A 15,244-nucleotide genomic window follows, 5' to 3' on the forward strand; every position below is an offset into this window, starting at 1 on the left:
ATGGCCGGCAAGGAACCCGTCAGTGAACTGATTCGCGCCAAGGATCTGGGCAGCGTCAATCGTTGGTCGCTGCCCAGTTTCGACGAGCATGTTGAGGTGCCGGAGCAGGCACCTGCTTCTGACGTGTCGGCTGCCGAGGCGCAACCGCCTGAGCCACAGGAGAGCGAAGAGGTTGCTCTGGAGGATGTCAAACCCTTGACGCTCGACGAGCTTGAGGCCATTCGCCAGGACGCCTACAACGAAGGTTTCGCAACAGGCGAAAAAGACGGCTTTCGCGCAGGCCAGCTCAAAGCCAAGCAGGAAGCCGACGTCGCGTTAGCGAGCAGAGTCAATGCGCTCGAGCAGGTCATGAGCCAGTTATTCGAGCCGATCGCTGAGCAGGATCAGCAACTCGAAGTGGCAATGGTGAGTTTGGTCGGGCAAATCACTCGTGAGGTGATTCAGCGCGAACTGGGCCGAGACTCCAGCCAGATTCGCCAGGTGCTGCGTGAGGCGCTCAAGCTGCTGCCCATGGGCGCAGAAAATATCCGTATTCACCTCAATCCGCAGGACTTCGAGCAGGTCAAGTCGCTGCGTGATCGCCATGAAGAAAACTGGCGGATTCTCGAAGATGATTCTCTTCTACCCGGCGGCTGCCGGGTAGAAACCGAGCACAGTCGCATCGACGCCAGTGTCGAAACGCGGCTGAGCCAAGCGCTCAAGCAACTGTTCGAGCAGCAGCGCGAGCATGCGACGACACCACGTTCTGCCGACATGCATATTGACCTGGATGACGCCAATGCGCCTTGAGCGCATTAGCTTTGCCCGTCGCATGGAGGGTTATAGCGACGCCGTGAAGCTGCCATCTCAGCCCATAGTCGAAGGCCGCCTGCTGCGTATGGTCGGCCTGACCCTCGAAGCCGAAGGCTTGCGAGCTGCTTTGGGCAGCCGCTGCCTGGTGATCAATGACGACAGTTATCACCCTGTGCAGGTGGAAGCCGAGGTGATGGGCTTTTCTGCTGGCAAGATCTACCTGATGCCGGTCGGCAGTTTGGCTGGCATTGCGCCTGGCGCGCGCGTGGTGCCGCTGCCGGATACCGGGCGTCTGCCCATGGGCATGTCCATGCTCGGCCGTGTGCTCGATGGTGCTGGCCGTGCTCTGGACGGCAAGGGCGGGATGAAAGCCGAAGACTGGGTGCCCATGGACGGCCCGACCATCAACCCGCTAAAGCGCCACCCGATCAGCGAACCGTTGGATGTCGGCATCCGCAGCATCAATGGCTTGCTCACCGTCGGCCGTGGCCAGCGTCTCGGACTGTTTGCCGGCACTGGCGTTGGTAAGTCGGTGCTGCTGGGCATGATGACCCGTTTTACTGAGGCCGACATCATCGTGGTTGGCTTGATCGGCGAGCGGGGCCGTGAGGTGAAGGAGTTCATCGACGAGATTCTCGGTAGCGAGGGTATCAAGCGCTCGGTCGTTGTGGCATCGCCTGCTGACGATGCGCCATTGATGCGCCTGCGCGCCGCCATGTATTGCACGCGGATCGCCGAGTATTTTCGTGACAAGGGCAAGAATGTTCTGCTCCTCATGGACTCCCTGACCCGTTTCGCCCAGGCCCAGCGTGAAATCGCCTTGGCCATTGGTGAGCCGCCGGCGACCAAAGGTTATCCACCCTCGGTATTCGCCAAATTGCCGCGTCTGGTCGAGCGTGCCGGCAACGCAGAGGAGGGTGGGGGATCGATCACCGCATTCTACACCGTGCTGTCGGAAGGCGATGACCAGCAGGATCCCATCGCTGACGCCGCCCGTGGGGTGCTTGACGGTCACTTCGTGCTGTCCCGACGTTTGGCCGAAGAGGGGCATTACCCGGCAATCGACATCGAAGCCTCCATCAGCCGGGTCATGCCCCAGGTGGTCAGCGCCGAGCATATGCGCAACGCTCAGCGCTTCAAGCAGCTGTGGTCACGTTATCAACAGAGCCGCGATCTGATCAGTGTTGGCGCCTATGTGCCAGGTGGTGATGCCGATACTGACTTGGCTATCGCCCGCCAACCGGTAATGGTGCGCTACTTGCGCCAAAGCCTGGGAGAAAGCGAAAGCCTGGAAAGCAGCCGTGACCTGCTGGCTGCTGTTCTGAACCCCACTGCGGCGCCTTAACGCGTGGCAACAAGTCGCGCTGCGCGGTTGGCGCCCGTCGTCGAAATGGCCGAAAAAGCCGAGCGTGAGGCCGCTTTGCAGCTAGGGCGTGCCCAAGGCTTGCTGGGCCAGGCTCAAGGCAAGCTGGGCGATCTTGAAAACTATCTGCAAGGCTATCAACAGCAGTGGATCAGCGAAGGGCAGCGCGGTGTATCCGGCCAGTGGCTGATGAATTATCAGCGTTTCCTTTCCCAGCTCGATGTGGCAATTGCTCAACAGCAGCAGGCCGTGAGCTGGCACCGCAATAACCTGGACAAGATGCGCGAGATCTGGCAGCAGCGCTACGCCCGGCTCGAGGGGCTGCGAAAGCTGGTGCAGCGCTACCTGGACGAGGCGCGTCTGGCCGAGGATAAACGTGAGCAGAAACTACTGGATGAGCTTTCTCAGCGTATACCTCGACGTGATTTTCAAGAATGATGGTTGCCGCTGACGCAGGCTAATGCTAAATCTTCATAGGCCGGAATTCAGGTCGCCGGAGAGCGGCTTGGGCAGGGATAGGAAAATAGGTGAGACACCGCGTCACGGCTTTGGTCAGCATGGTATTGCCTGCTGATTAGGGCAGGCTCGGGTAAGTTGGTTCGCATACGGCGGTCTGACGGGTTTCTCGGATCTCAAGGAGTGTTGCATGCCCATCACCTCGCTGCCTTCGGAAGATGGGCAAGAGTTGACCATCACGATTCAGGGTCGCTTCGATTTTGGCGCCCATCAGGAGTTTCGTCGTGCTTACGAGCGCGTCGATATCCGTCCTAAGCGCTATTCGGTAGACCTCAAGGGGACGACCTACCTCGATAGCTCGGCGCTCGGCATGTTGCTGCTGCTGCGTGACCATGCAGGCGGTGACCGCGCGCAGATTCGCCTGCTTAACTGCAATGCCGACGTGCGCAAGATATTGTCCATTTCGAACTTCGAACAGCTGTTCCAGATCGTCTGACGCGTTATGAACGCCTCGCGTCTTACCATCCTTATTGCCGAGGACAGCGCCACTGACCGCATGCTGCTGTCGACCATCGTCGGTCGCCAGGGGCACCGAGTGCTGGCCGCCAGCGATGGCCTGGAGGCGGTCGCGCTGTTCGAGTCGCAGCGTCCGCAACTGGTATTGATGGATGCACTGATGCCGGTGATGGATGGTTTCGAGGCGGCGCGGCGGATCAAGGCGCTGGCTGGCGATGCCATGGTGCCGATCATCTTTCTGACTTCCCTGAGCGAAGAAGAAGCACTGGTTCGTTGCCTGGAGGCCGGTGGCGACGATTTTCTTGCCAAGCCCTACAGCCGGGTGATTCTCGAAGCCAAGATCAACGCCATGGATCGCTTGCGACGCTTGCATCAGGAGGTACTGCAGCAACGCGACCTGATCGCCCGGCACAATGAGCACTTGCTCAACGAACAGCAGGTAGCCAAGGCGGTGTTCGACAAGGTGGCCCATTCCGGTTGCCTGGGGGCGGGCAATATCCGTTATATGCAATCGCCCTACGCACTGTTCAATGGCGACCTGTTGTTGGCCGCATTTCACCCTAGCGGTGACATGCATGTACTGCTCGGCGACTTCACCGGTCATGGTTTGCCCGCGGCGATCGGGGCGATGCCATTGGCCGATGTCTTCTACCGGATGACGGGTAAGGGGCATTCGCTGGCCGAAATTCTTCACGAGAGCAATGCCAAGCTGCGGCGCATCCTGCCACGCGGCGTGTTTTGCTGTGCCACGGTGCTGAATATCAGCTTCCGCCGCCAAGTAGTCGAATTCTGGGGCGGTGGTCTGCCGGACGGCTACGTGCTGCGCAAGGGCGGTGAGCGAGTCCCGCTGGTGTCACGCCATCTGCCGCTTGGGGTGCTGGAGCCGGACAGTTTTCGCGATGACTACGAGGCCTATCCGCTGGAACTGGGTGATCGCGTATTCCTGCTTTCCGATGGGGTGCTCGAAGCCCACAACGAACATGAAGAGCTGTTTGGCGAGCAACGGCTGCTCGACGTACTTGATAACGGCCATCCACCGTCTGCGTTGTTCGACGACATTCAGCGTGCGCTGCAGCGCTTTCATGGCGAGGCGCGTGACGACGTCAGCCTGGTCGAGGTGACCATGGTCGAGGATAGCGCGGTGAATCGACCGCCGCTGGCGTCCACTGAGTGGCGCGCAGGGCCTGAGCAGTGGTCGGCACGCTTCGACTTTCGCGGCCCCACCTTGCGTGATTTCTATCCCTTGCCTTACCTGCTGCAGCTGTTGCTCGAAGTGCCAGGCTTGCGTGGCCATGGCGGTAATCTCTATAGCGTGCTGTGCGAGCTGTATACCAATGCGCTCGAGCACGGTGTATTGGGGCTGGATTCGGCCCTCAAGTGCGATGCGGCGGGATTCTCCGAGTATTACCGGCAGCGTGGCGAACGTCTCGATGCACTGGCTGATGGCTGCGTCAGCATCGCTGTCGACGTTTGCCGCGAGGAGGGTGGCGGTCGCTTGACGCTGACGGTGGAAGACAGCGGCGCAGGCTTCGACTCCCAGGCCGTATTGGCACGCCATCGCCCTGCTGATGGACTCAGTGGGCGCGGCATAAACCTGGTTCGTGATCTTAGTGAGTATTGCAGCTGGTCGCCCGATGGGCGTCGGGTCAGTGTGGAATTCTCCTGGCCCGCAGAGGCATAATTCGTCCCTTCGTTTTGCTCGGCCTGCCGGGTTAAGGCGTGTTATCAGCACTGGCGAGCTGCCGTTCACGGCATGCCTGGAGTAAAGGGTGTCCGACAATCATCTAGACCGCGCCGTGCTGGTTACCTTGCAGGACATCATGGAGGGCGAGTATCCCGTGTTGCTGGATACCTTCATTGCCGACTCCGAAGAGCGTCTGCGGCTGTTACGGGTGGCCGAGCAGGAGCAGGATGTGCAAACCATGCGCCATGCTGCACACAGCTTCAAGGGCAGTTGCAGCAACATGGGCGCCAAGATGCTGGCTGATACCTGCTGCGAGCTTGAGGAGCTGGCCCGCCGTGGTGACCTGACTGATTCGGCCGCGTTGATCGGCCGCGTTGAGCGCGAGTTCGCCATCGTTCGTATCCTGCTCAAATCTGAGCGCCAGCGTTTTTCCACGGATTAATCTGTTTACCTGCATATTGGCCCGCCCTTTGCTTTGTCTGTGTTCACGACATAATTCAAGCGGAGAGCATTCATGCCCGTTGCCCCTGATCTGCTGCTGACGCCCACTGCGGTGGCCAAACCCAAGGCCCCTGCTGCGAACGCTGCGCAGAATACGGCCGAACCGCGCAAGCAAGAGGCTTCCAGCTTCTCGCAGGTGTATGCCAAAGAGCGTCAGGCCAAGGCGGCCGAGCGCCAGGACAATGCCGCCAAAAACGCACGCGACAGCAAAAGCGAGCCCCAGGAAACCGCCAGTAGTCCGGCGCCGACCTCCGACCAGACGCCAGCCGTTGCCGAAAGCGGCAAGGATTTGCCTGCCGATCCGGCAAGTGAGGATGCAGTGGTTGATCCGCTGTTGATGCTCGGCCTGTTCGAGCCGCAGCCGGTCGTGGTGGAGGTCGTTGATCCTGCGCTGCAGGCGCAGGCTGCTGCCTCGGCCAGTTTGATTGGCTCCGCACCGGCCGCCATGACCGAAGCCAGCTTCGATCCTGAGATCGATGCGCTCAATCAACTGCCTGCGGTGCGTCTGGCGCTCGATGTCGGCGCCCAGGAAAAGGTGGCTGAACAAGCCGCGGCGAGCAATGGCAGTGCGTCGACTTCCGCGTCGGCCAGCAGTGGTCAGGCATTTGCCAGCGCCATGGCGGCCATGGGCATGAAATCTACGACTGTTGACGGTGAGGGCAGCGGTGAGACTGCGAAGCTTCCGCTGTTCGAGCTCAGCACTGAAGGCCTGGAGGCGCTGAAGGAGAGTTCGGCTGACACCGCGCCTGAACAATTCGTCAGCAAGCTCAGTGCACTGAGCCAGGCTATCGGCCAGCAGGCTTCACAAGTGGCGCGGGTTCCCGTGGTGCCTGGGCAAGCGCTAGCCATGCATCAAGGCGGTTGGAGCGAGGGCGTGGTGGACAAAGTGATGTGGATGTCCAGCCAGAACCTCAAGTCCGCCGAAATCCAGCTTGACCCGGCGGAGCTTGGTCGCCTGGAAGTGCGCATTAGCGTGAACCAGGATCAGACCCAGATCAGCTTTGCCAGTGCCCACCTGGGCGTGCGCGAGGCGTTGGAAAGCCAGGTGCACCGCCTGCGTGAAATGTTCACCCAGCAAGGCATGAATCTCGCCGATGTGAACGTTTCCGACCAGTCCCAGGGCCGTGGATGGCAAGGCCAGGGGCAGGACGGTGATAGTCGTGACCGCGGCGGCCGGCTCGCAGATGACGGTTCCGTCGGGGCGGGTGAAGAAGAACGGGTGATCGGCAGTGTCGAGCTACGTGATCCCGTCCAGGGCGCTGGCCGCGGTATGGTCGACTACTACGCATGAGGTTGCTGTCAGTGAGCCAGTCGATGATTGACTAGCCACCGCTTAGCCTGATCGCCAGACTCTGCTCTAGACTTCACCCTGTCCGAATCAATCGGTCAGGGTGATTTTGTTTCTGGGCCAATGCTCAGGTCAGATACTGCGCTTTCGCGTAACATGGCGCGCGCAGCAATTGCACCCTAGCTCATGAGCTGGCATAACACTTGCTCTCAACCCTTTGAAAGCGGAAGGTTCTCTGCTTCGTGACGGATTTTTGGCATGGCTAAGAAGAACGCCCCACCCGCTGCTGACGCTGAGGCTGTAAGCAAACCGCCTGGCAAGCTGAAGCTCATCATCGTTATCGTTCTGGCGCTGCTGATCGCCGTAGGGCTTTCGGTTGGCGGCACCTGGTTCTTTCTCAGCAAGAGCGCGGCCAAGGAAGAAACAGCCCATGAGTCAGCGCAGAATGCTGCTCCGGTCAAGCAGCCGGCCATTTATGAAGAGCTGGCGCCGGCGTTCGTGGTCAACTTTACCCAGAACGGTCGGGCCCGCTACATGCAGGTCAGCATTGCCTTGATGACTCGCGACCAGGCCGGCTTGGATGCATTGAAGGTGCACATGCCGGTACTGCGCAACAACCTGGTGATGCTGTTCTCTAGCCAGGATTTCGCCACGCTGGTCACCCCGGTGGGCAAGGAGATGCTGCGTCAGCAGGCCACGGCCAGTGTGCAGCAACTGGCTGAGAAGGAGACGGGTAAGGTGACCGTCGAGCAGGTACTGTTCACCAACCTCGTGTTGCAATAAGGCGGGAGTCCGATAATGGCTGTGCAAGACCTGCTGTCCCAGGACGAGATCGACGCGCTGTTGCACGGTGTCGACGACGGCTTGGTGGAAACCGAGGAATTCGTCGAGCCGGGTAGCGTCAAGGGATACGACCTGACCAGTCAGGATCGGATCGTGCGCGGGCGCATGCCGACCCTGGAAATGATCAACGAGCGTTTTGCGCGCTATACCCGCATCAGCATGTTCAACTTGCTACGTCGCTCCGCTGATGTGGCCGTGGGCGGTGTGCAGGTGATGAAATTCGGCGAGTACGTTCACTCGCTGTACGTGCCGACCAGTCTCAATCTGGTGAAGATGAAGCCGCTGCGTGGCACTGGTCTGTTCATTCTCGACGCCAAGCTGGTATTCAAACTGGTCGACAACTTCTTTGGTGGTGATGGCCGCCACGCGAAGATCGAAGGCCGCGAGTTCACCCCTACCGAATTACGTGTAGTACGCATGGTGCTCGATCAGGCATTCATTGATTTGCGTGAAGCCTGGGCCGCGGTGATGGACATCAACTTCGAATACGTCGGCTCGGAGGTCAATCCGGCGCTGGCCAACATCGTCAGTCCCAGCGAAGTCATCGTGGTATCGACCTTCCACATCGAGCTCGATGGTGGTGGCGGCGACCTGCACATCACCATGCCTTACTCGATGATCGAGCCGATTCGCGAGATGCTCGATGCCGGCTTCCAGTCCGATGTCGATGACCAGGACGAGCGCTGGGTCAAGGCCCTGCGTGAAGACATTCTGGAGGTCAGCGTACCGCTCAGCGCCACTGTCGCGCGGCGCCAACTGAAGGTACGCGACATTCTGCACATGCAGCCGGGCGACGTGATTCCCGTCGAGCTGCCGGAACACATGATTCTGCGTGCCAATGGCGTGCCGTCCTTCAAGGTCAAGCTTGGCTCGCACAAGGGCAACCTGTCTCTACAGGTGCTCGATCCGATCGAGCGTCATCGCTAGCCACAATTTCGCCATGCGCCCGAGCGTGTGGCCCGACCGATAAACGCCAGCCGAGGTTGAACGATGGCAGACGAGAACGAAAACACCACGCCCGAGGAGCAGGCACTGGCCGATGAGTGGGCTGCCGCCCTGTCTGAGTCCGGCGATGCTGATGGGCAGGACGATATCGATGCCATGCTGGCCGCCAGCGCATCAAGCCAGCCGGCTGCGCCGCGGGCGCCCATGGAAGAGTTCGGCAGCATGCCCAAGGCCAACAATCCAGTTAGCCTGGAAGGCCCGAATCTCGATGTGATTCTCGACATTCCTGTCTCCATTTCCATGGAAGTAGGCAATGCCGACATCACCATTCGCAACCTGCTACAGCTCAACCAGGGCTCGGTGATCGAACTCGATCGTCTGGCTGGCGAGCCGCTCGATGTGCTGGTCAACGGTACCCTGATCGCCCATGGCGAAGTGGTGGTGGTCAATGAGAAGTTTGGCATTCGCCTGACCGACGTGATCAGCCCCAGTGAACGCATCAAGAAGCTGCGCTGAAATCATGAACAAAATCCTGTCTGCTCTACTGGTGTTGCCGCTTTCCGCGTTGGCTGCTGAGCCTGTGGCCCAGGCGCCTGCGGCCGCCAGCGGTATCGGTGGCCAATTGGTGCAGTTGGTCATCGGCCTGTTGTTGGTCGTTGGCCTGATCTTTCTGCTCGCCTGGATGATGCGCCGTGTGCAGCGCCTGGGCCCCAATGGTGGCAAGGTAATCAAGATCGTTGCTACCCAGGCCTTGAGCCCGCGTGATCGGCTGGTATTGGTGCAAGTGGGTAACGAGCAGATATTGCTCGGTCTCACCCCGGGGCGAATCAATCAGTTGCACGTGATGAACGAGCCGGTGCATTTGCCTGATGCTGAGCCTGCTTCGACGGAGTTCGCTCAGCGCCTGATGGAGCTGCTGGGCAAGGATCAGAAGGACAAGTCCTGATGCTGCGTCTTCTGCTTGTGCTGGTGTTCACCCTAGGCGCTTCGCTGGCTTTCGCTCAGGAACCGCCTGGCGGCATCTCGCTGATCCAGCAGGGCAACAACCCGCTGTCGATTCCAGCGATCACCCTGAGCACCGATGCCGAGGGGCAGCAGGAATATTCGGTCAGTCTGCAGATTTTGCTGATCATGACTGCGCTGAGCTTTATTCCGGCGTTCGTCATGCTGATGACCAGCTTCACGCGGATCATCATCGTATTTTCCATCTTGCGTCAGGCCATGGGCCTGCAGCAGACGCCGTCCAACCAGATTCTCATTGGCCTGGCGTTGTTTCTGACGATGTTCATCATGGCGCCGGTGTTCGACCAGATAAACCGCGAGGCGCTGCAGCCTTACCTGAGCGAACAGCTGCCGGCGCAACAGGCGATCGAGCGGGCGGAAGTGCCGATCAAGAACTTCATGCTGGCGCAGACCCGTGAGAGCGATCTGGAGCTGTTCGTGCGCCTGTCCAAGCGCACCGACATCGCTACCCCGGAACAGGCGCCGCTGACCATCCTGGTGCCGGCGTTCGTGACCTCCGAGTTGAAGACCGCGTTTCAGATCGGTTTCATGATCTTCATCCCGTTCCTGATCATCGATATGGTGGTGGCGAGCATCCTCATGGCCATGGGTATGATGATGTTGTCACCACTGATCATTTCGCTGCCGTTCAAGATCATGCTGTTCGTGTTGATCGATGGCTGGGCGTTGATCATGGGCACTCTGGCCAGCAGTTTCGGCACTTTATAGCGAGGCTCACATGACCCCTGAAGTTGCTGTCGACCTGTTCCGTGAAGGGCTCTGGCTGATCTCCCTGATGGTCGGCTTGCTGGTTATGCCCAGCCTGCTGGTGGGCCTTCTGGTGGCGATGTTCCAGGCTGCCACGCAGATCAACGAACAAACGCTGAGCTTCCTGCCGCGTCTGTTGGTGATGCTGCTGACTCTGATCGTTGCCGGGCCGTGGATGGTTCAGCAACTGATGGAGTACACCCAGAACCTGATCATGAACATCCCGCAGCTGATCGGCTGATGTTCGAGCTGAGCGATGCGCAGATAGGTAGCTGGGTCAGCAGTTTCGTGCTGCCGCTATTTCGCATCGCAGCGTTGCTGATGGTGATGCCGATTTTCGGTACGCAACTGGTGCCAACGCGTGTGCGGCTGTACCTGTCGCTGGCCATCAGCGTGGTTCTGGTGCCTACCTTGCCACCCATGCCGCAGGTGGAATCCATAAGCCTGCAAGCCTTCATGCTCATCGCCCAGGAAATTCTCATCGGCGTGATGCTCGGCTTCGTGCTGCAACTGTTCTTCCATGTTTTTGTGGTCGCCGGGCAGATCCTGGCGATGCAGATGGGGCTGGGTTTCGCGTCCATGGTCGACCCCGCAAACGGTATTTCGGTGCCGGTGATCGGTCAGTACTTCACCATGCTGGTGACCCTGCTGTTCCTGGCAATGAATGGCCATCTGGTGGTGTTCGAGGTGCTCGCCGAGAGTTTCGTAACGCTGCCGCCGGGCTCCGGGCTGCAGGTCGAGCATTATTGGGAGGTGGCAACCAAGCTCGGCTGGGTGATGGGTGCGGCGCTGATTCTGGTGTTGCCAGCGGTTACCGCGCTGCTGGTGGTCAATATCGCCTTTGGCGTAATGACCCGGGCGGCGCCGCAGCTGAACATCTTTTCCATCGGCTTTCCGCTGACCCTGGTGCTGGGCATGGTGATCGTGTGGATTTCCCTGGCCGATATCCTTTCGCACTATCAGGGGCTGGCGTCCGAGGCGCTGATCATGTTGCGTGAGCTGGCGAGGGCAGGCTGATGGCCGAGTCGGAAAGTGGTGCCGATAAAAGCGAGGAACCCACGGAGAAACGCCGTCGGGAATCTCGCGAGAAAGGGCAAATCGCGCGCTCGCGCGAGCTGAACACCTTTGCCGTCATGCTGGCGGGTACCGGTGGCTTGCTGGCCACTGGCGGCGCCATTGGCAATGCGCTGCTGAATATCATGCGCGGCAATTTCGAGCTGACCCGCGAGATGCTGTTCGACGAGCGCAACATGGCGCTGTTGCTGGCCGCTTCCGGCAAGGTAGCCCTCGAAGCGCTGATGCCGCTGTTCATCGTCCTGCTGATTGCCTCCATCGTCGGGCCCATCGCCCTCGGCGGCTGGCTGTTCTCGGCCAAGGCCATGGCGCCCAAGTTCAGCCGCATGAACCCGCTGGCTGGGCTCAAACGCATGTTCTCGATGAAGGCGCTGATCGAGCTGCTCAAGGCGTTGGCCAAGTTCATTCTGATTCTGGTGGTGGCGCTGGTGGTGCTGTCGATGGATCGCGATGACCTCCTGGCGATAGCCAATGAGCCGATCGAGTCGGCCATCATGCATTCCGCCGAAGTGGTGGGCTGGAGTGCGCTGTGGATGTCACTGGGGTTGATCCTGATCGCGGCTGTCGATGTGCCTTTCCAGCTCTGGGACAATAACCAGAAGCTGAAGATGACCAAGCAGGAAGTCAGGGACGAATACAAGGACAGCGAGGGCAAGCCTGAGGTCAAGCAGCGTATTCGTCAGTTGCAGCATGAGATGACCCAGCGCCGCATGATGCAGGCCGTGCCCCAGGCCGATGTGGTGATCACCAACCCGACCCACTTCGCCGTGGCCTTGAAATACGACCCAGAGAAGGGCCAAGCGCCCATGCTGCTGGCCAAGGGCAGCGATTTCACCGCGTTGAAGATCCGCGAGATCGCTCAGGAGCACAAAGTGATGCTGCTCGAGTCCCCAGCGCTGGCGCGTTCGATCTATCACACCACCGATCTCGATCAGGAAATTCCCGCGGGGCTCTATCTGGCGGTTGCCCAGGTGCTGGCTTACGTTTACCAGATACGCCAGTACCAGGCAGGCAAGGGCAAACGCCCTGTTGAGCTCAAGGATCTGCCCATCCCGCCGGATCTACGGCGCGACGAGTAGCCGCGCACATCACGAGTTGCGGCCCGCGATGTGCGCCTGCGGTATTACTTGATGACGCCACAGGCCACGCGGGCACCACCGCCGCCCAATGGTTTCGGGTGGTCAGCATGGTTATCACCCCCTGCATGAACCATCAGGGCCAGATTCTTCAGCTCATCCACGCTCTTGATGCGCGGCGCCAGTACCGGCTGGCTGGCTTTGCCGTCTGCGGTAACCAGCAGGGCGGGGAGATCGCCGAGGTGGCCATCACCCCATGGCAAACCGTGTTTGCCGGTGTTCTGCGGATCCCAGTGGCCACCAGCGGCTTCAGCTGCCGAGGGCTGGCCGTCCTTCGGTGCCGCATCGCAGCTGGGCTTGCTGTGCACATGGAAGCCGTGCACGCCTGGCTCCAGGTCGTGCAGATCTGGGGTGAAAACCACGCCGTAAGGGCTTTGGCTGATCACCACCTTGCCTACCGGGCTGTTGACGCCTTTGGCGTCCACGGCGTTCAGGTCGACCGTGAGGTCGGCGGCTTGCAGGCTAGCGGCGCAGCAACTGGCCAGTGCGGCCATCATCCAGCGTTTCATACATGACTCCTCGAGGATGGAAAATCCGTGGGCAAAAGCATCACCCACAGGTTGGGACTGGAGTTTCCCGGCGTGGTTCGTGTTTTCGTCCTGCTCCGTAGCGGCTCATACCCGTTCAAGAAGCTTTGCAAGTCAGTGATTACGGGCTTTTCGGAGAGTTGGAAAGGTTCTTGCAAACATCCGCAGCAAAGACGCTCAGGCGTCAAAAGATTGAATCAGCTGGGGTAACCACGTGGCAGTAGATCGCGCACAAATGATTGGCGACGTTCGCAGCAACCTTTCCGGGTTGCGCAACGGCAATCTCGGCATCCCGCTGTTGCTGCTGGTCATGCTCGCCATGGTCATGCTGCCGATCCCGCCGTTCCTGCTCGACGTGCTGTTCACCTTCAGTATCGCCTTGTCGATCGTCGTCCTGCTGGTGGCGATCTACGCGCTGCGGCCGCTGGACTTCGCGGTGTTCCCGACCATTCTGCTGGCCGCGACCTTGCTGCGCCTGGCCCTCAACGTCGCCTCCACGCGGGTGGTATTGCTGCACGGTCAGGATGGCCACGACGCTGCCGGTAAGGTGATTCAGGCCTTCGGTGAGGTGGTGATCGGCGGCAACTACGTGGTCGGTATCGTGGTGTTCGCGATCCTCATGATCATCAACTTCGTGGTGGTCACCAAGGGTGCCGGGCGTATCTCCGAAGTGAGCGCTCGTTTCACCCTGGACGCCATGCCCGGCAAACAGATGGCCATTGACGCCGACCTCAACGCCGGCCTCATCGACCAGGTCGAAGCCAAGAAGCGCCGTACCGAAGTCGCTCAGGAAGCCGACTTCTACGGCTCCATGGACGGTGCCAGTAAATTCGTTCGCGGTGACGCCGTCGCCGGCCTGCTGATTCTGTTCATCAACCTGATCGGTGGCATGGCCATCGGTATGCTGCAGCACGGCCTGAGCTTCGGCGACGCCGGCCGCATCTACACCTTGCTGACCATCGGTGACGGTCTGGTGGCACAGATTCCGTCGCTGCTGCTGTCGACCGCCGCTGCGATCATGGTGACCCGGGTATCCAGCTCCGAAGACATGGGCGCCCAGGTCAATCGTCAGATGTTCGCCTCGCCCCGCGCGCTGGCTGTTGCCGCTGCCATCATGATCGCCATGGGCCTGGTGCCCGGTATGCCGCACACCTCCTTCATCAGCTTGGGCTTGGTCGCTGCTGGCGCCGCTTACTGGATCGCCAACAAACAGCGCAAGGTCAAGGAAGTCGAGATCCAGGAGGTTCAACGTCAGCAGGAGCTGCTGCCCGCCCAGCGTGCTCAGGAGGTCAAGGAGCTCGGCTGGGATGACGTGATGCCGGTGGACATGGTCGGCCTGGAAGTCGGCTACCGGCTGATTCCGCTGGTCGACCGCAACCAGGGCGGGCAACTGCTGGCACGGATCAAGGGCGTGCGCAAGAAGCTCTCACAGGAGATGGGCTTCCTAATGCCGTCCGTGCACATTCGCGACAACTTGGATCTGCAACCCAATGCCTATCGCCTGACCCTGATGGGTGTCAGCGTCGCCGAGGCCGAGGTGTATCCGGATCGCGAGCTGGCGATCAACCCGGGTCAGGTGTTCGGCACCCTCAATGGCGTCGCCGCCAAAGATCCGGCGTTCGGCCTGGAGGCAGTCTGGATCGATCCCGGTCAGCGTGACCAGGCACAGTCCCTCGGTTACACCGTGGTGGACGCCAGTACCGTGGTCGCTACCCACCTCAATCAGATTCTGCACAAGCATGCCCATGAGCTGCTGGGCCATGAAGAAGTCCAGCAATTGATGCAATTGTTGGCGAAAAGCTCGCCAAAACTGGCAGAAGAGCTGGTTCCTGGCCTGATCTCGCTGTCGACTCTGCTCAAGGTACTGCAGGCACTGTTGCAGGAGCAGGTGCCGGTTCGCGACATCCGTACCATTGCCGAAGCCATCGCCAACGTCGCGCCACGGAGTCAAGATCCCGCCGCCATGGTTGCCGCAGTGCGCGTCTCGTTGGCTCGCGCAATCGTGCAAAACATCGTGGGACTAGAGCCGGAGCTGCCTGTGATCACCCTTGAGCCAAGGTTGGAACAGATATTGCTAAATAGTCTTCAGAAGGCCGGTCAAGGCTCCGAGGATGGCATCCTCCTGGAGCCTGGCATGGCCGAGAAGCTGCAACGTTCCCTGGTGGAAGCAGCGCAGCGTCAGGAGATGCTTGGCAAGCCGGTGATTCTGCTGGCGGCCGGGCCGGTTCGGGGAATGCTCTCGCGTTTCGCCCGGTTGGCCGTCCCGAGCATGCATGTTCTGGCGTACCAGGAAATTCCGGACAACAAGCAGGTCACCATCGTTGCGACGGTGGGGCAGAACTAATCGAG

At 60.2% G+C, this 15,244-nt stretch carries 17 protein-coding genes; 16 read left to right on the forward strand and 1 reads right to left on the reverse strand.

Going from position 1 to position 15,244, the window contains the following annotated elements; all coding sequences use genetic code 11:
* From fliH to flhB, 15 genes are all read left to right on the forward strand, one after another.
* Positions 1-789 carry a flagellar assembly protein FliH gene (gene fliH / locus K5Q02_RS14855; RefSeq protein ID WP_225831767.1) on the forward strand — a complete coding sequence of 263 codons (789 nt, stop codon included), beginning with the start codon at positions 1-3 and terminating at the stop codon, positions 787-789.
* A complete protein-coding gene (fliI, locus tag K5Q02_RS14860) occupies positions 779-2,137 on the forward strand; it encodes a flagellar protein export ATPase FliI (protein ID WP_225831769.1) in 1,359 nt (452 codons plus the stop codon). The genes fliH and fliI overlap by 11 nt, the downstream gene beginning before the upstream one ends.
* A 3-nt stretch (positions 2,138-2,140) precedes the next feature.
* Complete coding sequence (fliJ, locus tag K5Q02_RS14865) at positions 2,141-2,593, forward strand: flagellar export protein FliJ (RefSeq protein ID WP_225831770.1); 453 nt, start codon at positions 2,141-2,143, stop codon at positions 2,591-2,593.
* A gap of 208 nt (positions 2,594-2,801) precedes the next feature.
* Positions 2,802-3,107 carry an STAS domain-containing protein gene (locus K5Q02_RS14870; protein ID WP_070882915.1) on the forward strand — a complete coding sequence of 102 codons (306 nt, stop codon included), beginning with the start codon at positions 2,802-2,804 and terminating at the stop codon, positions 3,105-3,107.
* Between the two features lie 6 nt (positions 3,108-3,113).
* On the forward strand, positions 3,114-4,808 hold the full coding sequence (locus tag K5Q02_RS14875) for a fused response regulator/phosphatase (protein WP_225831772.1): 1,695 nt from the start codon (positions 3,114-3,116) through the stop codon (positions 4,806-4,808).
* 88 nt (positions 4,809-4,896) lie between these two features.
* Positions 4,897-5,253, forward strand: a complete 357-nt coding sequence (locus K5Q02_RS14880; protein WP_225831774.1) for an Hpt domain-containing protein — start codon at positions 4,897-4,899, stop codon at positions 5,251-5,253.
* Positions 5,254-5,325: 72 nt separating this feature from the next.
* Positions 5,326-6,603, forward strand: coding sequence for a flagellar hook-length control protein FliK (locus tag K5Q02_RS14885; protein WP_225831776.1), 1,278 nt, complete (start codon positions 5,326-5,328; stop codon positions 6,601-6,603).
* A 255-nt stretch (positions 6,604-6,858) separates the two neighbouring features.
* Positions 6,859-7,383, forward strand: coding sequence for a flagellar basal body-associated protein FliL (gene fliL, locus K5Q02_RS14890; RefSeq protein WP_225831779.1), 525 nt, complete (start codon positions 6,859-6,861; stop codon positions 7,381-7,383).
* 15 nt (positions 7,384-7,398) lie between these two features.
* On the forward strand, positions 7,399-8,370 hold the full coding sequence (gene fliM, locus K5Q02_RS14895) for a flagellar motor switch protein FliM (protein ID WP_225831781.1): 972 nt from the start codon (positions 7,399-7,401) through the stop codon (positions 8,368-8,370).
* Between the two features lie 63 nt (positions 8,371-8,433).
* A complete protein-coding gene (fliN, locus tag K5Q02_RS14900) occupies positions 8,434-8,904 on the forward strand; it encodes a flagellar motor switch protein FliN (protein WP_225831783.1) in 471 nt (156 codons plus the stop codon).
* A 4-nt stretch (positions 8,905-8,908) separates the two neighbouring features.
* Positions 8,909-9,334, forward strand: coding sequence for a flagellar biosynthetic protein FliO (gene fliO, locus K5Q02_RS14905; RefSeq protein WP_225831785.1), 426 nt, complete (start codon positions 8,909-8,911; stop codon positions 9,332-9,334).
* Entirely contained in the window at positions 9,334-10,119 is a 786-nt protein-coding gene (gene fliP / locus K5Q02_RS14910; protein WP_225831788.1) for a flagellar type III secretion system pore protein FliP, read from the forward strand. The genes fliO and fliP overlap by 1 nt, the downstream gene beginning before the upstream one ends.
* Before the next feature lie 10 nt (positions 10,120-10,129).
* Positions 10,130-10,399 (forward strand): flagellar biosynthesis protein FliQ, encoded by a 270-nt coding sequence (fliQ, locus tag K5Q02_RS14915; RefSeq protein ID WP_013791040.1) that lies wholly within the window; start codon positions 10,130-10,132, stop codon positions 10,397-10,399.
* Entirely contained in the window at positions 10,399-11,175 is a 777-nt protein-coding gene (gene fliR, locus K5Q02_RS14920; protein WP_225831790.1) for a flagellar biosynthetic protein FliR, read from the forward strand. The genes fliQ and fliR overlap by 1 nt, the downstream gene beginning before the upstream one ends.
* Positions 11,175-12,311, forward strand: coding sequence for a flagellar biosynthesis protein FlhB (gene flhB / locus K5Q02_RS14925; protein ID WP_225831793.1), 1,137 nt, complete (start codon positions 11,175-11,177; stop codon positions 12,309-12,311). The genes fliR and flhB overlap by 1 nt, the downstream gene beginning before the upstream one ends.
* A 44-nt stretch (positions 12,312-12,355) precedes the next feature.
* On the opposite strand, the gene sodC is transcribed toward flhB, so the two are convergent.
* Positions 12,356-12,877 (reverse strand): superoxide dismutase family protein, encoded by a 522-nt coding sequence (gene sodC, locus K5Q02_RS14930; RefSeq protein WP_225831795.1) that lies wholly within the window; start codon positions 12,875-12,877, stop codon positions 12,356-12,358.
* A gap of 253 nt (positions 12,878-13,130) precedes the next feature.
* Between sodC and flhA the strand changes: the two genes are divergently transcribed.
* Positions 13,131-15,239, forward strand: coding sequence for a flagellar biosynthesis protein FlhA (gene flhA, locus K5Q02_RS14935; RefSeq protein WP_225839696.1), 2,109 nt, complete (start codon positions 13,131-13,133; stop codon positions 15,237-15,239).
* The last annotated feature ends 5 nt before the right edge of the window (positions 15,240-15,244 follow it).

Origin of the sequence: Pseudomonas sp. MM211 (assembly GCF_020386635.1) — a bacterium.
Lineage (GTDB): Bacteria > Pseudomonadota > Gammaproteobacteria > Pseudomonadales > Pseudomonadaceae > Aquipseudomonas.